The 17,613-nt window shown below is 59.2% G+C and carries 18 protein-coding genes; 7 read left to right on the forward strand and 11 right to left on the reverse strand.

All coding sequences use genetic code 11. The features are described 5' to 3' along the window. Positions 1 to 7 precede the first annotated feature (7 nt). Positions 8 to 388 carry a DUF1491 family protein gene (locus RBB49_RS23280; RefSeq protein WP_306145301.1) on the forward strand — a complete coding sequence of 127 codons (381 nt, stop codon included), beginning with the start codon at positions 8 to 10 and terminating at the stop codon, positions 386 to 388. Between the two features lie 45 nt (positions 389 to 433). Here the strand turns inward: RBB49_RS23280 and RBB49_RS23285 are convergent, their stop codons facing one another. Further along, on the reverse strand, positions 434 to 1,405 hold the full coding sequence (locus tag RBB49_RS23285) for a DUF2336 domain-containing protein (protein ID WP_306145302.1): 972 nt from the start codon (positions 1,403 to 1,405) through the stop codon (positions 434 to 436). A gap of 657 nt (positions 1,406 to 2,062) precedes the next feature. On the opposite strand from RBB49_RS23285, the gene RBB49_RS23290 reads away from it, so the two are divergent. Beyond that, the gene (locus tag RBB49_RS23290; RefSeq protein ID WP_306145303.1) at positions 2,063 to 2,926 is read left to right on the forward strand and encodes a hypothetical protein; all 864 of its coding nucleotides are present in this window, start codon (positions 2,063 to 2,065) and stop codon (positions 2,924 to 2,926) included. A gap of 163 nt (positions 2,927 to 3,089) precedes the next feature. Beyond that, complete coding sequence (locus tag RBB49_RS23295) at positions 3,090 to 4,661, forward strand: tetratricopeptide repeat-containing sulfotransferase family protein (protein ID WP_306145304.1); 1,572 nt, start codon at positions 3,090 to 3,092, stop codon at positions 4,659 to 4,661. A gap of 14 nt (positions 4,662 to 4,675) precedes the next feature. Here RBB49_RS23295 and RBB49_RS23300 read toward each other — a convergent pair whose 3' ends face one another. Genes RBB49_RS23300 through RBB49_RS23310 form a run of 3 tightly spaced genes read right to left on the reverse strand, consistent with a single transcriptional unit; the run spans position 4,676 to position 8,123 of the window. Further along, the gene (locus RBB49_RS23300; protein WP_306145305.1) at positions 4,676 to 5,236 is read right to left on the reverse strand and encodes a hypothetical protein; all 561 of its coding nucleotides are present in this window, start codon (positions 5,234 to 5,236) and stop codon (positions 4,676 to 4,678) included. Further along, positions 5,233 to 5,922, reverse strand: a complete 690-nt coding sequence (locus RBB49_RS23305) for a DUF1214 domain-containing protein (RefSeq protein ID WP_306145306.1) — start codon at positions 5,920 to 5,922, stop codon at positions 5,233 to 5,235. The genes RBB49_RS23300 and RBB49_RS23305 overlap by 4 nt, the downstream gene beginning before the upstream one ends. Further along, positions 5,919 to 8,123: a transglycosylase domain-containing protein gene (locus tag RBB49_RS23310; RefSeq protein ID WP_306145307.1), complete on the reverse strand. Its 2,205-nt coding sequence runs from the start codon at positions 8,121 to 8,123 to the stop codon at positions 5,919 to 5,921. The genes RBB49_RS23305 and RBB49_RS23310 overlap by 4 nt, the downstream gene beginning before the upstream one ends. A 238-nt stretch (positions 8,124 to 8,361) precedes the next feature. On the opposite strand from RBB49_RS23310, the gene RBB49_RS23315 reads away from it, so the two are divergent. Beyond that, positions 8,362 to 8,823, forward strand: a complete 462-nt coding sequence (locus RBB49_RS23315; protein WP_306145355.1) for a YcgN family cysteine cluster protein — start codon at positions 8,362 to 8,364, stop codon at positions 8,821 to 8,823. 9 nt (positions 8,824 to 8,832) lie between these two features. Here the strand turns inward: RBB49_RS23315 and RBB49_RS23320 are convergent, their stop codons facing one another. After that, complete coding sequence (locus tag RBB49_RS23320; RefSeq protein ID WP_306145308.1) at positions 8,833 to 9,450, reverse strand: TetR/AcrR family transcriptional regulator; 618 nt, start codon at positions 9,448 to 9,450, stop codon at positions 8,833 to 8,835. 115 nt (positions 9,451 to 9,565) lie between these two features. Between RBB49_RS23320 and RBB49_RS23325 the strand changes: the two genes are divergently transcribed. Continuing rightward, positions 9,566 to 10,147 carry an NAD(P)H-dependent oxidoreductase gene (locus RBB49_RS23325; protein ID WP_306145309.1) on the forward strand — a complete coding sequence of 194 codons (582 nt, stop codon included), beginning with the start codon at positions 9,566 to 9,568 and terminating at the stop codon, positions 10,145 to 10,147. Between the two features lie 20 nt (positions 10,148 to 10,167). Here RBB49_RS23325 and RBB49_RS23330 read toward each other — a convergent pair whose 3' ends face one another. The 4 genes from RBB49_RS23330 to RBB49_RS23345 all read right to left on the reverse strand — a co-directional run bounded on the left by RBB49_RS23330 (position 10,168) and on the right by RBB49_RS23345 (position 13,883). Beyond that, a complete protein-coding gene (locus RBB49_RS23330) occupies positions 10,168 to 11,631 on the reverse strand; it encodes a transglycosylase SLT domain-containing protein (RefSeq protein ID WP_306145310.1) in 1,464 nt (487 codons plus the stop codon). Between the two features lie 99 nt (positions 11,632 to 11,730). After that, entirely contained in the window at positions 11,731 to 12,246 is a 516-nt protein-coding gene (locus tag RBB49_RS23335) for a DUF3833 family protein (protein WP_306145311.1), read from the reverse strand. Between the two features lie 63 nt (positions 12,247 to 12,309). Continuing rightward, positions 12,310 to 13,314, reverse strand: a complete 1,005-nt coding sequence (locus RBB49_RS23340; protein ID WP_306145312.1) for a P1 family peptidase — start codon at positions 13,312 to 13,314, stop codon at positions 12,310 to 12,312. Between the two features lie 50 nt (positions 13,315 to 13,364). Further along, on the reverse strand, positions 13,365 to 13,883 hold the full coding sequence (locus RBB49_RS23345; RefSeq protein ID WP_306145313.1) for a flavin reductase: 519 nt from the start codon (positions 13,881 to 13,883) through the stop codon (positions 13,365 to 13,367). Between the two features lie 213 nt (positions 13,884 to 14,096). Between RBB49_RS23345 and RBB49_RS23350 the strand changes: the two genes are divergently transcribed. Beyond that, on the forward strand, positions 14,097 to 15,200 hold the full coding sequence (locus RBB49_RS23350) for a branched-chain amino acid ABC transporter substrate-binding protein (RefSeq protein WP_306145314.1): 1,104 nt from the start codon (positions 14,097 to 14,099) through the stop codon (positions 15,198 to 15,200). Positions 15,201 to 15,285: 85 nt separating this feature from the next. On the opposite strand, the gene RBB49_RS23355 is transcribed toward RBB49_RS23350, so the two are convergent. Next, positions 15,286 to 15,900 carry a YceI family protein gene (locus RBB49_RS23355; RefSeq protein ID WP_306145315.1) on the reverse strand — a complete coding sequence of 205 codons (615 nt, stop codon included), beginning with the start codon at positions 15,898 to 15,900 and terminating at the stop codon, positions 15,286 to 15,288. 322 nt (positions 15,901 to 16,222) lie between these two features. Between RBB49_RS23355 and RBB49_RS23360 the strand changes: the two genes are divergently transcribed. Beyond that, positions 16,223 to 16,744 carry a L,D-transpeptidase gene (locus RBB49_RS23360; protein WP_306145316.1) on the forward strand — a complete coding sequence of 174 codons (522 nt, stop codon included), beginning with the start codon at positions 16,223 to 16,225 and terminating at the stop codon, positions 16,742 to 16,744. Positions 16,745 to 16,755: 11 nt separating this feature from the next. On the opposite strand, the gene RBB49_RS23365 is transcribed toward RBB49_RS23360, so the two are convergent. Beyond that, a complete protein-coding gene (locus tag RBB49_RS23365) occupies positions 16,756 to 17,325 on the reverse strand; it encodes a hypothetical protein (RefSeq protein ID WP_306145317.1) in 570 nt (189 codons plus the stop codon). Positions 17,326 to 17,613 lie beyond the last annotated feature (288 nt).

Below are 17,613 nucleotides of genomic sequence, written 5' to 3' on the forward strand. Positions count from 1 at the left end.
TTTTTTCGTGAGGGTCACATCTGAGTTCTTCGTGAGCGCGCTGGTCCGGAGGCTGTTTGCCGAAGGCGGATTTGCGGCGGTTTCCCGGCGCGGGGCAGAAGAAGCGGGTGCCGTTTTTGTCAGCGTGGACAGGCTCGGCGGAACTTTCGACCTTTACGGGCCTGCGCCCCAGGCCTTTTTCAGCGAGCAGCCGCAAGGGCGCCTGTTCGAGTGCATTCTCTCAAACGTTGACGGCGAAGCCGTAAGCGAACGCCTGCAGCGCGAAGCCCGGATGGATCCGGACTACTGGCTCGTTGAGGTCGAAGCGCGCGATGGTAAAATCGACCTGCCTTTGGCCGAAGACGGCGAGGACAAACCGTCTCCCGGTGCCGGTCTTTTCAGGTTCTAGCGATCCGAGGTGATGGCCTCGTTTATGGGACCATCACTCAAGCATTCAGGAAGCGGATTTTTTCCGGACATCGGTACCGCGTTTTGCGAAGGTTTTCTTGTGGGCCGGTTTCCTGGTGCCGGCTTCCTGGTATTGCGAGGAATGCCGCAGCGACGGTTTCTGATTGCCCTGGTCGTGCAGGATCCATTGCGCCACAAGCGCCTCGGCAGCTCCGTGGCTCAGCGTCCTGTGCATGCGCAACAGACCGCGCAGGTCCTGCAAAGGCGTCTCTTCGCCCAACATCCTGATCAGGATTGTCGTGGTCGGAAACTCCGGCAGACCCAGCGCCTTGAGTGCGATCGTGAGCCCTTCTGCCTGATCCTGCTGCAACAGGAGATCACAGCTTGATCTCGACAGTCCGAGGCCTTGGCCGAGGAGGGTCGCGAAACGGCGTCTGTTTTGAAGAAGCGCTTCCTTGACGAGTGCCTCCTGAAGCCGGAGACGATTTGTTTCTGGTCGTTTTGGCATGGTTCCACCCGGTGTTTGGGCCTGTTTCACGAGGCTGGTCATTTCAGCAGCGGCGATTGCCTGCTTTTTCAAGGGAGCTGGCAGATAAAGGAACTGGCCCATCAGGCCATCAGGGCTGAGTGCGTCCTGCGCGGCAAGCTCAAGTCCGAGCGAAGCGATGATGTCGCTTCTCCGGCACAGCTTGGCCTTGTGGGTCGCATTCAGGGTCAGGTCTTCGCGCCCCAGCAAGATGCCGATTGCGCTGGCCTCGGCATGGTCGCACAAGGCCGAAATCACCGATTCGCGCAGGGACGGGCGCGATGCCACTGCCTTTCGCAGGATCTCGGGGCCGTTTTGCGCGCTTTCCACGAGAAGATCCACAGGAAGGCACGGACTGTGGCGCAAGGCCGGTGCCGCGGTTGCGGGATCGGTGTGCCGCGCCAGGGCCTCCTGCACTTCGTCGGGTATTTCGGGGTGTCCGGCCAAGAGCGCGGAAATCTGACGGCTGTCCTCGACGTTTGCACTCGGCAAGAGGTTTCGCGCCAGCTCAAGGAAAATCCGTTTTTCTTCAATGTCATGCTTCTGCCGACCAACGAAAATTTCGGTGGCCGGGAGCAGAATGTTCCGGTTGTCCGCGCGCGCAGAACGCTTGTCACGCGGCGACTTCGATGGAGGCTGCTGTGGATTTAAGCTTTGGCTCTGTCGCATAACACCCGACTAAAAATACGAAAGACCGTTCAACCGTCTGAAGTTGTTTCCTTCAAAATGGACCAAAAGCGTTAGCATGCTGTTAACCCTGACGGCTTCTTAATGATTCCCGCACCAAGTAATGCGTCGCCCGTTTGACCGTTTTCGATCGGTAATACACCGCTGCGAAGACCGGAACTGAAGGAGGAGACGATGGGCACTTTGCTGGATTTTTCATCCGCACAACGGCCCACTGCACGTGTGGGTCAGCGTTCCAGAGAGCAGCAAACCGCAAGCCGGGAGGCTTTTGGAGAGGTTATCCTCTTCCCAGGTGTGCGCTACGAGCGCCACGACCTTGATCTTGCCGCACGAATCGCGACCATCGGAAGAGCAGCTGGACCTGCTGGGTCTGACAAGGACTGACGGTCCAAGCCTTTCCAGCCGCACAGAGGCGAACCGAAGCCTCTCATCGCAAAGACAAGCGGTCTGGAGACATGCCCGATGGGCAATGGCAATGCAGCAGTTGTGGCATTCGGAGCGTGCGAGCGGCACGGTGCGTCCGCGCGCATTGTTCGTCTGGTCACCTGCATGCTTGCCCTTCTTGTGGTTCTCGCCGGCTGTACGCGGCCGACAGGCGACTTCGACAGGGCGAGACCGTCCGTTGTTCACGATGACCTGATGCCGGCCGTCGGCGAGAATGCGGCCCGTCTTCGGGGCGACCCGGTTTCCAAATTCAATTACACCAATGATGAAAAACTTCTGCGCGACCGTGGCTGGACGCTGATCCGGCCTCCGTGGACCAAGGACTGGATCGGCGGAACAATGGTCGAGCTTTCGCGCACACGGGTTCTGCCGGAAACAGAAGGGCGCGTGCCTCCGGATCTCTATCTGATCTATCTGCGGTCGGACAAGTTCCAGTCTTCCGATGCGCGCTACGACAAGATTGCCGCCGACGCGACCGGCGATGCCGAGCTGGTCATGCCTTTCTGTGAGGTCGCGCTGCGTGTGCAAAAGGCCGACGACGAGCGCCTCAGGGTGTTGCGCAATCAAAAGGTGACGACACAGGAAACCTACGATGGGGCCAAGGCCCGCGTCTGGGAAAACCGGGTCATGGTCAAGTGGGTCGGGCAGGCGCTCCGATATCGGATCATTGCCTACAAGAAAGCGCTCAAGGGTCTTGAGATCGAAACGCCGAGCAGGGACCGGGTCTGGAAGGTCAACAATGCCATCCGTGAACTTGAAGGCCAGGTTCGGCTTGCGGAGGCAAGCTGCGAAGCGAACAACCGGTACGGTCAGGAAAAACCCGCCAAGAAGTCCAGGATCTATACCGGCTGGAGCACGGAACGGGCTCCCGTGAAGAAGTAGTGCTATCGGTGGCGTTTCGTCCGTTTCCGATTAAGACTGCCAACCGGATTGAACTTTTGACGTCCCGGCATTATTGCAGTGGCAAGGAACCGGCACGTCAGTATGCTTTGCAGAGCCTGTCCAATCCGCCGGTCGGTCGTTCCTCTTTGGTCCGGGAGCCAGCATGAATCAGAGACTTAATCAGCTTGTTCAAGAAGCGCTCGCACATCAGCACGCGGGCCGCATTGCCATTGCGCTGAACATGTTTGAAGAAGTGCTGCGTCTTGACCCGAAAAACCCGCAGGCGAACTTTTCGCTCGGGATTGCGGACTATCAGGAGGGCAGGATCGGTCTGGCGATCGAACGCTTCCAGATTGCCGCGAAGAAGGCTGGAAAGCATCCCCAGGTCCATCAACTGCTCGGCCTTGCGCTGTTGAACGCAGGTGATCTCGACGGAGCACTGGCTTCGCTCAAAAAGGCGGTATCGCTTGCACCGAAGGAGGCGGGTTTTCTTGCGCAACTCGGTGACATCTACCGGGCGAAGCGGCAAGCGGTTCTTTCCAGGCAGTCGTATGAGCGCGCGCTGAAACAGGATCCGGAAAACGGATACGCGCTCGTGGGGATGGGGCAGCTTGAGGTTACGGTTGGGAAAATCAACGAGGCGATCGGCTGGTTTGAAAAAGCCATCGCATGCAAACAGGAAGTGCCAACGGCGGCTCAATGCCTGAGCCTTGCCAAATCATTCAAGGAAAAACCGGCGCTGCTTGACGAGATCGAGGCGCTTGCGAAAGACGGCGTTCCAAGACCGGGGCCCGAGCAGGCAAACCTGCACTGGGCGGCCGGCAAGATTTACGCTGATATCGGCGATACCGCGCAGAGCCTCGAGCACTACCAGAAAGCGCGGAACAGCCACTATCCGCCCTTTGATGCCGCAGCCTATGAAGAACGCATTCAATTCATGAAGACCGTGTTCGACGAAGCGTTTTTCGCCGAACGCCAGGACGTGGCGGACACGTCCGAAAAACCGGTCTTCATATTCGGACTGCCGCGGTCGGGAACGACCCTTGTCGAACAGATCGTCGGCTGTCATTCGCGGGCTGCCAGCGGCGGGGAAATACAGTTTTTCAGGCATCTTCAGGAGAACATGGGCCTCAAGGGAGCGCCAAGCGCCGCGCTTGAGAACCGTCTGAAGGCCATGGATCCGAAGGAATACAAGCGTGTTGCGCGCAAGTATCTGGGCATTCTCGACGGCGTAGACCGGCGTGCGGACCGTGTCACGGACAAGATGCCCCACAACTACGAAATGCTGTGGCTGATGAGCCTGATTTTTCCGAAGGCGACCTACATTCACTGCCACCGGGCACCTGCCGACACGTGCATCTCGCTTCTGTCGCATCCGCTTTCTCCCGCGCACAACTATGCGGTCAGCCAGGAGAGCGTCGGCCGGTACTACCGGACCTACGCCTCGCTGATGGAGCATTGGGAAAAGGTTGTTCCTGCCAAAATCCACACCCTGACCTATGAGGCGCTCGTCGCAGACCAGCGTGCCGAGAGCGAAGTTCTGCTTTCTTATGCAGGTCTGGACTGGGAAGACGGATGCCTGGAATTCTACAAGAGCGAAACACCGGTCACGACCTTTTCCAACACGCAGGTGCGCCGGCCGATCTTCACGTCCTCGCTCGGCCGCTGGCGCGGCAAGGAAAGCCATTACCGGGAGCTTTTTGACGCCCTGGGGTCCTACGCGCCGCAGGATTGATCAAAACGGATAATCTAGCTGATTACGCCGCAGCTCGCCGCCTGCAAGGCCCGGTCGATGCTTTCGGCCTTTGATTGGTGCGGAACATAGGCCCTGAGCAGCGCGAAACCGCTGATCTCGTCGGTCTCTATGACAATCAGGTCTTCCAGGTTTTCCGGCGGGTTTTCCCGCAAGATCGAGAGCTGTGCGGGTGTCAGGACCAGCATGGAAAGCCGGTCGGCGCCGGCTGTCCGGTTGTTCAGGCTGTAAAGGGCTTCGCCTGCCGCGTTGAACAGGCCAATCGACCAGAATGTCGTCGGGATGCCCGCGTCGAACAGGATCGGGCCGTCGGCAAGCTGAAACCTGCAAGCGGCGTGTTTCATGGCCGGGTCGAGGTCGGGCAGGGCTTCTTCCAGCGGTCTGACGTCCGGAAGCAGGTTGAACTGGCGATCCGGCCCGTGAGTGGCGACGTTGTCATACGCGCTGTGCTGGACGTTCAGCGGAATGCCGAACACAACAAGAATGTGGATGACGACCGCGAGAAACAGGATCGCGATGGCACCGAGTGTCGTGGAAAAGCGGCGTGACAGGGTCATGGACAGGCGACCCTCTCAATGACGGGTAACGAGATACCGTCCAGGGCTGCTCCCGTCGTCACGGGGGCATCGTATAGACGCAGAACGAAACGCAGTCCGTCGCTTGCATTTGCCCCTTGCGCAACGGGGAGCCAGTTGCCCGAGTGGGGCTTGCTTGCGGCGCTGATCGTGAAGGAGCCATCCGGGTTGCGCAAAAGGTTCTGGCTATCGACCTGGACCCGGCCCGGCAGGGTTGCCGTCAACCGTCCATCTCCATCGGTTGCAGTCAGCGTCCATAGCCTTGCAGCCGGGGTCTGGCCGGAAATCCTGTAAACACAAGTGGGGTCGAGCAGGTTGCCGGCCTCGTCCTCGCGCGCAACCAGGGCAAGGCCCTCACCGGAGGCGAGCGGCACAACCGCGCCACGGGTGTAAATTGCGACCGAGTAGGGATCCGCCTCCGCCGTTCCGGCCTTGGGGTATGCTCGCCAGGCGCCGATGGAAACCGCATTGAGAGGCTGTTCCCGCTCGATCATCACATAGGCGGACCCGATCCCGAGCAGGGTGCCGACCGCAACGATGATCGTCAGAAACAGCAGCGTTCGGATCGGCCGGCTTCGATGCGGCCGGATCGCAAGCGGGAGTTCCTGCACGCTGAAATCGGTCTCCGCGTAACCGGTTCCGTCAGAAGCTGGAGAGGGGACCGTCATTGTGCCGCCGCGAAATCAGTCGGTGCGTTTTCGCCGCCCGTTTCGTTGTACGCACTGTCCTTCTCGATGAGGTTCTGCAGGTTTCGCCCGATTCTCAGCAGGAGGCCCTGGGTCCGGCGTTTGAGAACGCGCGGCTGCGAAAACACGGTGGTCGCCTCCGCGACCTTTTTCGTGGATGGCCTTGAAAGACGCGGCAGGGTGTCAGCGTCCACGCCGGGCATACTGGCAAGCTCGATGCCGTTATGGGCATAGTTCATGTATAGCTGCCAGGTCATCGCCGGCAGGCTGCCGCCCGTGACCCGCCGGGTGGACGTGAAATCATCATTCCCGACCCAGACCGCCGTTGAGAAGTTTCCGGTGTATCCGACAAACCAGGCGTCCCGGTAGGCGTTGGTCGTGCCTGTCTTGCCGGCGGCAACCACGCCATCGATGCGCGCGCGCCGGGCCGTCCCGGCTTCGACCACATTGACCAGGATGTCGTTCATCATGTGGACCTGTTCTTCCGGCAGCACGCGCTTGGGTTCCGCCGCAGCCTCATCCCGTTCCCTTCGATAGAGAAGATCCCCGTCGCTGTTACGGACTTCCAGGATCGCATAGGCCGGGGCCGCGTAGCCGCCGTTTGCAAAGGTCGCATAGGAGGATGCCATGTCGATCGCGGTGACTTCCGACGAGCCGATCGGGAGCGAGATCGAGTTTTCAAGCTCGTGCGTCAGTCCCATCGCATAGGCGGTTTCGATGATCTTCTCGCGTCCGAAATCAAGAGAGAGGCGCACCGGAATGGTGTTGATCGACTTGGTCAGGGCCGTCTTGAGCGTGACCGGGCCCCGGAAACTGCGTGTGTAATTCTTCGGCGACCAGTTCCCGATCGAAACCGGGCGGTCGGGCACGATGCTCTTGGAGGTATACCCGTTCAGGAAGGCGGTCATGTAGACGAACGGCTTGAACGAGGAGCCGGGCTGGCGCAAGGCGTTGACGGCGCGATTGAACTGACTTTGGCCGTAGGAGCGCCCGCCAACCATGGCAACGACGGCACCGTCCGGGATCATCGAAACGAGCGCGGCCTCGCTTGCATCGCGCAATTTGCCGTTTTCGCGAAGCACTGTTTCCACGGCAAGATCGGCCTGCCGCTGAAGGGCCGGGTCCAGCGTCGTGCGCACGGTCACGATCCGGTCGCGGGCAAGAGCCGGGTTCCGGCGGGCCAGTTTCTTGACCTCTTCAAGCGCCCAGTCGAGGAAATATTCCGGCAACTGGTCCTGCGACCGGTCAACCGCGATTGCCGGGTTGCGCCTGGCACCGATAACCTGTCCCTCGGTCAGCAGTTCGGCCTGAACCATGTTGGTCAGAACCTCGTTGGCGCGGGCCCGGGCGGCGGGCAGATTGATGTGCGGGGCGAATTTCGTCGGGGCCTTGTAAAGCCCTGCGAGCATTGCACTTTCAGCGAGCGTCAACTCGCGTACGTTCTTGTTGAAGTAGAATTCGGCCGCTGCGGTTACCCCGAACACACCGCCACCCATATAGGCGCGGTCGAGATAGAGTTTCAGAATTTCCTGCTTGCTCAGATTGGCTTCCAGCCAAAGGGCAAGATAGGCCTCCTTGATCTTGCGGCTGAGACTGCGCTCATTGGTCAGAAACAGGTTCTTCGCAAGCTGCTGGGTCAGCGACGACCCACCCTGGACAACACCGCCGGCGCGCGCATTTTCAACCATGGCCCTGAACGTGCCGACGGCATCGATGCCGAAATGGAAAAAGAAACGGCGGTCTTCGGTGGCCAGGGTCGCCTTGATGAGGCTGTCGGGGATTTCTTCCAGCGGGACACTGTCGTTGAGTACGATGCCCCTTCTGCCGATCTCCTTGCCGAACCTGTCCTGAAAGGTGACCGCGAATTCGTCCGTCGTTTTCCAGTCGGCGTAGCGGGTGGCCTCGAACGCGGGCTGGGCAAAGGCGAGCACCACGAAGAAGCCGATCAGACCGAGCGTGAGCCCGTCGGACGACAATTCGGAAAGACCGCGCCAGATACCCTTGGCCCGAAAACGGCGCAGAAACGCGTCATAGCCTTCGAGAAACCGGCGGATCGCTGATCCGCTTTTCCAAAGGGCGGTGTCGACAAATGCGTCAAGCGACAGGAAGAACCGCCTGATACGGTTTTTCTTACCTGGTGCATTGTCGACGGACTGGGCGTTCGGTACGGGCTTATCCGGCACGCGTTCAGATTCTCCTGATTATATGCGCAGCACCAAACTAGCGCGTTTTTGCGCAACTGGAAACATGCAGCCTGTTCTCAAATGGATTGCTCCCAGCTTATTGATGCCCCGACGTGAAACGCCAGATCAACCGGTGACGGTGAGCGCGGACGTTGCGGCATTGCGGTTTGCGTGATACGCGCTCATGTCATTGGCGCGAAAGGTGGGTGAGAGCATGGGTTCCACTCTGGACAAGACCCTGAACAAAAATGCTTTCTGGAAAACAAAATCGCTTGAGGACATGACCTCTCGGGAGTGGGAGTCGCTTTGCGACGGCTGCGCCCGCTGCTGTCTCAACAAGCTCGAGGATTGGGACAGCGGAGAGATTGTCTGGACCAACGTCGCCTGCACGCTGCTTGATGGCGAGAGTTGCCGCTGCAAGGACTATGACAACAGGGCAGCCACGGTGCCCGACTGCATTCAGCTGACACCGGACGAAGTGAACACCCTGACCTGGCTGCCGCCGACCTGCGCCTATCGGCTTGTGGCGGAAGGAGAGGATCTTTACTGGTGGCACCCGCTCATTTCCGGAAGCAGGGAAACCGTGCACCAGGCCGGCATTTCAGTGCAGGGACGCACGGTTCCCGAAGACGGGATGGAACTGGAAGACTATGAGCATCACGTGGTGACCTGGCCGGGAGAACTCCCCGAAGACCCTTGATGCAGGCACTCAGGCCTGTAACAGAAAGGCCTCGACATGCCGGCGCAATCTCGCCTCCAGAATGGCCACGTCCGTGATCTGGTGACTTTTGAAAAGGATTGCGCCGTGGATCATGAAGGCGATCAATCCATCCACCAGTTCTGAGGGAAGCCTGTCCTTGCGCAAGGCAGGCTGAAGATCTGCCGAGGCCTGCCACATAGCAAGGAACGCGGCGAGATCGGCATCAAGCGCGTCGAGTGTTTCAACGAACTCCTCGGCGCAGTTCGCTTTGGTGACGCCAATATTGTCGAGGAACAGCCTCAGGATCGTCGGACTGTCCGTGATCACGGCAATCAGGGCCATCATGCGCTGCATCAGCGCTTCGACAGGATCCTGCGGGAGGGTCTGTCGTGCCGGGCTGTCCGCTTCGCCGGCGCGCAGCGCTTCAAGACGTTCCAGAAGCACATGAGACAAAAGACCGTCCATATCGCCGAAATGAGAGAAAACGGTTCCCTTGGCGACGCCGGCTTCGCCGGCAACAGCTTCGGCGGTCAAACCTTCCAGTCCGGTTTTCCGGCTCAGATCCCGCGCTGCCTGAAGCACTCTGGCTCTTGTCGCGATGCTGCGCTGTTGCGGCTTGCGTGTCATGCATCCTCGTAAAAATTGACCGCGGTCAAATATATCTTGATTCCCGAGCATAATGATGACAAAAAATGACCGCGGTCAATTTTTCTGGCCGATCTTGGCTATCGCGAGTGAGAACATGACGAGAATACTGATACTTGACGGAAACCCGGCAAAAGGGTCGTTCTGCGGCGCTCTGGCCGGCGAATACGCCCGGGAAGCTGAAGCCGAGGGCCACAAGGTGCGCACACGCCACCTGTCGGAGATGGACTTCAACCCGGACTACGGCACCTCGGATTTCGACAAGGGGCCGCAACTGGAGCCTGATCTTCGTGACTTCTGGGACGATGTCACCTGGTGCGAGCATATCGTGATCGTGCACCCCTTGTGGTGGGGTGGCCACCCCGCGAAGCTGAAGGGCCTGTTCGACCGAGTTCTTCTTTCGGGAAAAGCCTTCAGATATGTAGAAGGAAAGGCGCTGCCGGAAAAACTGCTGACAGGCCGAACCGCGCAGGTTCTGGTGACCGCCGATACGCCCGGCTGGATCTTTCGCTGGATCTACGGTGCCGGTATCCGCAAGCAGACGGAAAAGCAGATCCTATCGTTCTGCGGATTCAAACCGAGGGGTTACCACGTCTTTTCACCGCTACACGGATCAAAGGAAGCGGACCGGAGCAAGATGCTGTCCCGCGCCGCCGGGCTTGGGAAAAAGGCGGCCTGACCGGTCGGCGCCGCTGTACCCTAGTCAGCGGCGGTGCCGGCCTGCTCGTGTTTTCGCGCGTTGTGAAAGACGACGTAGTACTGATAGATGTTGCCGACATATTCGATGGGCTGACGTCCGATCTGAGCCGCCACGATCCACTCCACGTTGCCGAACCACTTGTCGGGGTCATAGCCCTCCTGTTTCGCCTTTTCCCTCAGTTTTTCGAAGCGGCTCGGACCGGCATTATAGGCGGCGAGTGCGAAAAAGGTCTGGTTGGCCTGTTCGCCCTTCAGGTCGGCGAAATACTGATCGGCGATGTAGCGCAGGTATTTCACGCCGGCATGCACATTCTTGTCCGTGTCGGCTGCGATCCCGGTGATGCTGATGGGTTTGCCTTCAGCCGTTGACGGCTTGATCTGCATGAGACCGACGGCACCCGCGCTGCTGTGTGCCTTGGGGTCGAACTTTGATTCCTGGAAGCTCTGTGCGGCGATCAGGAGCCAGTCGAAGTCGTATTCCTTGCCGTATTTTTCGAACAGACCGGTGAATTTATCCAGATCCGCCTGATAGCTTTCATCCCTCATGTCCCGGAGGTATTCCGCCTCCTGCAGGTATTTCTTGAAAATGATGTTGCCGAGCAAAGTGCCTTTCTGGACGCTCGCGGCAAAACCGTTGATTTCCTCAAGGAGTTTGGGTGCGGTCTTGCGCACGGCAATCGCGATCTCGCCGTCGGTGCGCACCGCCGCTTCGGGATGGATCTTGAGACCTTTCAGGATCTCAAGCCAGAGTTCTGCCTTGTGCTGATCCACGATGGTCATCGGTATGGTACCGGCGGCGATCATCTCCAGAATGTCTTCGTCTTCAAGCCGCTCATCGGCGCGCTCGATACGGATCGTCTTCGTACCGTCGCGGGCAAATTTCCGGTTCAGGTCTTCAAGGCTTTGATAATAGGAGGCGGAATTCCGGACATAGACGGTCTGACCGGCAAGGTCCGCCGTCGAGGTCAGGTCACTCACCGTGTCCAGCGTGACAGGAACCTCGTGCACATCTTTGAGCAGCGGAACAGAAAAATCGGCCAGTTTCAGGCGTTCTTCGGTAATCGTGAGGTTGCCGATCGCGATGTCGCCCCGGTTGCCGGCAAGGTCCGTGAACAGCCGCTCGCGGGGTGTCGGCATCAGAACAATCTCGAAGTCCCGGACCTTCTTGCCGTAGGCCTTGTCGAGGAACTTCTCGAATTCGGACATCAGGTCGACGGAGACGCCGCGCTGCACGCCCTTGTCGATGAAGAAGCCGGTCTTTGAAAACGGTATCAGGACACGCATGTAGCCGCGCTCAAGAATTGCGTTGAAGTCGCCGTCAAACGGTTCGCTGAGCGTCTCCTGCAGTGTTTCTGCAAGTTTCTTGTCGCTTGCAAGCGCCGACGCCAGGTAAAGAAACTGCCCGGCGATGAATGTTGAAAACGTGAAAATCAAAGACAGAAAACAGGTTCTCGCAATGGCCACTGAAACATCCCCCCAACGTTATCCAAATAGCCTTGGGAGGAGTTAAGCCAATCAATCGTCTGCGATCAAGCGCGCTTGCAGGTTTTGGATGACCCAGCGTTACTTAGTGAATGTGAGATCGACGGTTCCGATCGTGAAGCCGGCTTTTTTCACTTTTGCAGTATTGCGCACGGTCCGGCGGTCCACCTGGGTCAGCGTGTCGTCGAAGGAAAGGAGGAGCGGACCGTTTTCGGTCTCAAGTTCGGCGATGTAGGCAAAACGGATCGCGCCGCTGGCATCGGTCGTCACGTTGGTCGGCGCGATGACATCCGCGCGCTGACCGACATAGCGGCCCTCGGCGACCTTCTGGAAAAACCACGTCTTGGTGTCTTTCTCACCGTCCTCGTAAACGAAGTCCTCGCGAAGCCGCAGCGTGAATGTGCGCGGGTTCCAGGTGCCTGTGAGATAGACCGTGAAGGGTCGGTAGACGCCTGCAATCTTGCTCTCAAATACACCCTTTCCGACGGTCTTGCCGCGAAAGAAGTCTTCAAGCACGAGGGGGCTGGCTGCAGCCGGAATTGCCGTGAAAGCAAGCAGGAAAAAGGCAATCAGCAGGTGAGGGCGGAACCTGAACATTGGGCATGACCTTTGATCGTCTAACGTGCCCAGACTACGGGTGAAGCCCTGCTTCAGATTTGTCTACGCGCCAAATTTGTCCTGCCACGTGGGAACAGGATCTCCGGGGGCGGCGGAGGCGCTGTAGATCCCCCGGGCAATGGCACGCGCGAGACAGGATGCCGCCGCCGCTCCAAGCCGGACCATGTCCTCAAGGCCGCTTTCCAGTTTGCGCTGCCCGGTCGACAGGGCAAAAACAAGATCGCCGTCCAGTGGTGTGTGCGCAGGCCAGAGCGCCCGGGCAAGACCGTCATGAGCCATGACCGCCAGCCGTTTGGCTTCTCCTTTCGTCAGGACCGCATCCGTTGCAACGGCTGCGATCGTGGTGTTGGCACCGGCCTTGAGCGCATCGAGCTTGGTTCGCACCTCGACGGCATCCAGGGGAAAGGGCGCCGTGATGCCACGTCCGCCGAACTCTTCATCGACCTCGAAGGGCGATGCCCAGAAGTGCGGACCATCACCGATCGTTGCGCGCCCGAGCGCGTTCACCGCGACAATCGCCCCGACGGTCACGCCATTGTCGAGCACCTGGGAGGCGGAGCCCAGGCCGCCCTTGAGATTTGCGGTGGTTGCGCCGGTTCCGGCTCCAATCGAGCCAAGCGCAAAATCAAGCGAAACCGCATCAAGCGCGGAGCGGCCAAGATCGCGGTAGGGTGCCGCCTGGCCCCAGCTCTTGTCGCCGCCGTTGAGGAGATCGAACAGAATGGCCGTTGGAACGATCGGAACCCTGACGGGGCCGACTTCGAAGCCGTATCCGAGTTCCGCCAGCCGTCCCTGAACGCCGGCACCGGCATCGAGGCCGAATGCGGATCCGCCCGCAAGCACGATCGCGTCGATTTTTTCAACCGTCTGCTCCGGTTCGAGCAGCGCAATCTCCCGTGTTCCGGGGGCACCGCCGTGAATGGCGACGGAGGCCACTGCCGGTTCGTCGGGAAGCAGGACCGTTGCTCCCGACTTCAGATCCATGTCGGACGCGTTGCCGATCTTGAGACCGGGTACGTCTGTGATGAGATTGCGGGGGCCGGGCATGCGGGGAAAATCCAAACCGTTAATCGAAGCGCAGTTTGATCCGGCGGCGTTCAGGTGTCGAGGCTTTTGTAGCCTCTGCGGACGTAAATGAGCGATTTGCCAGGATCGGTCATGCGCAGGTCGACAACGGTCCCGACGATGATCGAGTGGGTGCCCATTTCCGAGACCGAGTAAATCTCGCAGTCGACGCTCAGCCGGGCGCTGTCGAGCGCCGGGCAGCCGGTTGCCAGCCGTGTCCAGTCGGCCCTGGCGAAGCGCTCGGGCATTTCGAGACTGTCGCGGCCGGCAAAACTGTCGGAAATTGCCTCATGGTCATCGCTCAGCGTGTTCAGGCAAAAGCACCGGTTCTGCAGCACGGCGCTGTGGACGCGGGTCTGGCGGTTGAGGCAGATCAGAATGCTGGGAGGATCGTCGCTGACCGAACAGGCGGCTGAAACCGTCGCCCCCTGTTGCCCTCCCGGGCCGTCGGTGGTCACCACGTGAACAGCTGCCGCGATCCGGCTCATGGCCTCGCGGAAGCTTTGCGTGTCGAGCGGCAGCCGGCCTTGCTCTGATGCGGGAATGGTCATGTGTTCGGCTCCTGGGCCGGCCTGGGCGGAATCGGTTATGGTCTCTGTATCGAGGCCGAGTTTAGCCATATGGCTATGGCATTCCTAGGCAAAATAGGGCGAAACGCTGTCCCGCAAAGACAAGGCCTGAAATTCGATCCCTTTATCCGGATTGAGATTTTTCGCCTTCGGCGATAGGGATGGACATTAGCTTCCCACGTGCTGGAGAACCGGATGACACAGCGGCGATTGACATTCATAGCGGCTTTTCTCGTTGCCGGGCTGACCGCTGGTCAGGCCAGTGCCGAGATACCGATCGCGGTGGCGGGGCCGATGGACGGGCAATTCCGTGACCTCGGTGCGCAGATGCGGACCGGGGCGGAGCAGGCCGTCGCCGACATCAACGCAGCCGGTGGTGTCAATGGTGAAAGGCTCTTGCTCGAGGTGGCAGACGATGGCTGCGATGCGGACAAGGCCGTGGCCGTTGCCAACCAGCTTATCGGGAAGGACGTTGTGTTTGTCGCCGGGCATTTCTGCTTCAACGCCTCCATACCGGCAAGCGACGTCTATGCTGGTGCCGGCATCGTCCAGATCTCGCCCGGAACAACGTTGCCGATTTTCACCGACGAACGGCCCGGCGAGGGCGTGTTTCGCCTGGCTCCGAGGGACGATCAGCAAGCCGAGGTTGCCGGGCAGTTTCTGGCTGACACGTTCTCCGGCGCGCGCATCGCCCTGCTGCATGACAAGACCGCTTATGGGAAAGGCCTGACCGACGCGGTCAAGGCTGTCATGAACGGCCTTGGCAAGTCGGAGGATATTGCTCTGGGATACGATGCGGGCGAGGACGACTACCGCTACCTCGTTTCGCAACTCGGGCTTGAAAATGTGGGTGTGGTTTTCCTGGGCGGTTACCACCCCGAAGCGGGCCTGATCAAGCTCGAGATGGACCGGCAGGGACTGGATGCCGTGCTGGTTTCGGGTGATGCGCTGATGACGGAGGAATTCCTTGCAGTGGCGGGCGAGGCGGGCAACGGCACGCTGCTGACCTATCCGATCGACCCTCGCGACATAGAACAAAGCGCTGCGGTGATCGATGCACTTGAGGAGGCCGGAAAATCCGCCGACCGCTATGCACTGGCAACCTATGCCGCGATCCAGGCCTGGGCGCAGGCGGCCAATGCCGCCGGGGGAACAGAGCTCCAGGGCGTTGCGGATGCACTTTCGACCCAGACGTTCGAGACCGTACTGGGGCCCGTCGAGTTCGATGAGAACGGTGACGGCAACCAGCCGGGCTACGTCATCTACGAATGGCGTGAAGGGGCTCCGAAGCTGCGTTGAGACTGGCTGAGAGGTCTTTGAAGAATGAACAAAGGGGACGCAACCCGGTGAGATTGGCGTCCCCTTTCGTTTCAGTCCCGATCGATCAGGTGCGTCGGCCCGTTCCGCTGATCTTGATGTTGACCTTGTCGGCGTAGATCGGCAGACCGGCTTCCATGCCGTAGAAACTGCGGAAGAAACCGCCTGAAACCGTGAAGCCGACGCGGCCGTTGCCCTTGTTGCCGGTAATCTGAACCTCGAGCTTGGTCCGTTTGGTTTTGCCGCGCAGGGACAGAACGCCCTCGACTTCAGCCGAATACTTGCCCGTGATCCGGATGCGGGTGCTCTGGAATTTGGCGACCGGATACTTGGCGACATTGAACATGGCGGAGCTTTTCAGGAAACCGGTCACCTTGTCGTTGTTGGTTTTCACGCTGGAAAGATCGATGGTCACGTTGACCCTGCTTTTCTCCGGCCGGTTCTGGTCCAGAACCATCTTGCCCGATACCTTGCTGAACTCTCCCTGCACCGGACGGCCGCCCAGCACCCGAACCGAAAATCCGGTATCGATATTGGCAGGCGTCAGTGTGTAGGTTCCGGAAATCGAACCGGCAGCAGCCGGAAGCGACAGTCCGGTCAACAGGGCAAATGACACTATGATCGACTTAAGGGTGTGAAGCCCATTTGCGGTACGGGGACGCCGGAAACGAATGTGGCGCATGTGACTGTTCCTTCCTTGAATGGCGGATCTTGTCCGGTCTTTGCGAATTGAGACAAGGTGACCCGAGTGCGGCCTTCCATTGCCTCTGTTCGTTCCAAATGCCGTTTCCGGGCGGTTCTTCATAGTGACGGCTGTCACACCCAACGCATCGAACGCCCACATTCTACGTCGTGTATCCGGCACGGTTTCACCGATGCCGCAGGTTTGACCGCGCCGTGATGCACAGGTCCGGGAATTAACCTTCAGTTAAGAAAGTAGCGCCGCGCAGCTTCTTTCAAGGTGACAGGCACGGTATTTTCCCCGTCAAAACCAGGGAAGAGTTATGCGTCGATATTCCTGTATCCGGATCGGGAGCCTGCTTGTTGCTCTCGCAGTATTATGCGGTTTTCAATTGCCGGCTGCGGCAGCCGAGCTTGTCGGTTTTTCCGATCACAGGTTCCGGCCCGGTACGATTGTGATCAAGAATTCCGAAAAACGGCTCTACCTGGTCCTGCGCGGAAAGAGGGCGATCCGCTACAGGGTCGCGGTCGGAAAACCGCGCAAGGCCTGGACGGGGCAGGCGCAGATCACCGCCAAATACATCCGGCCCGACTGGTCTCCTTCGCCGGAAGTGCGCCGGGATTTTCCACATCTGCCGGACGTCATAAGGGGAGGTGCACCGAACAATCCCATGGGATCGGCCGCGATGACGCTTTCCAACGGCAACTACGCCATCCATGGCACCAACAGGCCGGGTTCGATCGGACGTGCCGTGTCCTACGGCTGCATCCGCATGGCCAATGCGGATATCGAAGACCTGTTTCAAAGGGTGGGTGTCAGGACGCCGGTCGTGGCCTTGCCGTGACGTTACAAAACTCAGTGCTGATTGGTGACATTGCCCGATAACACCGCCTGATAGAATCCGTCCCAGCCCTCGGGTTCGGATGTGTTCGTGATGTATTCTCTTCGCGCAGCCTCATCCATTTCTCGAAAAAGCCTAATCCAAACAGTTATCATTCTGTTGCTTTCAATCAGTTTCCAATCTCGGGAACCAAATGAAACGCCGGGAAACATGTCCCAGACCGGCTTGAGTTCCGGTGGATTTTTCGTGGCGCGATCGTTTCTCGATTTGCTCGACAATTTGGCATAGAAACCCGGCCAGTCGTCCCGATCCGGCTCGGGAAATCGTTTCATATAGGCAGACCTGCTTTCGACGCTGATCGTCGCGAACCAATCAAGCCAACCGAACTTGTATCCTTCGCCTTCTCCCATTCTCCAATGGATGCTTCCCCATTCCAAACCGGGGAACGCATCCCACAGAGGCGTCAGGCAGACACTTTCACAATCGGCGGCAGACGGCATCAACTCGAGAACGAAAAAGAAGTCATAGAGTTCATCGGGAACATCCCCGTCAACGACTTTCCAGCGTATCGTGTCAGGTATCACTGTTCTAAATTCTCTTGTTCGTGAAGTGGCTTCGACTGTCGCCGCATGTGAGGATAATTCGTCACGCGTTACAAGTCTGAATTGCATGCATCTGAGTGCCGTCATGCTTATCCAGGGACAGCATGACGCATTTAGTTTCGAAAGTTTGAAACTATGCTCGCCATCGGGTTCCATAAACCCAGCATAAGGCCCTGCCGGTTCCAAGTGCCCCAACGCTGGGCCGGCGGGGTTCCGCTCTTACGAGCCGCGTTCGTTACATCTTGCGACAATTCCGGCTTCAATCCGGGA

This window comes from Roseibium sp. MMSF_3412 (assembly GCF_030733265.1).
Classification (GTDB): domain Bacteria; phylum Pseudomonadota; class Alphaproteobacteria; order Rhizobiales; family Stappiaceae; genus Roseibium.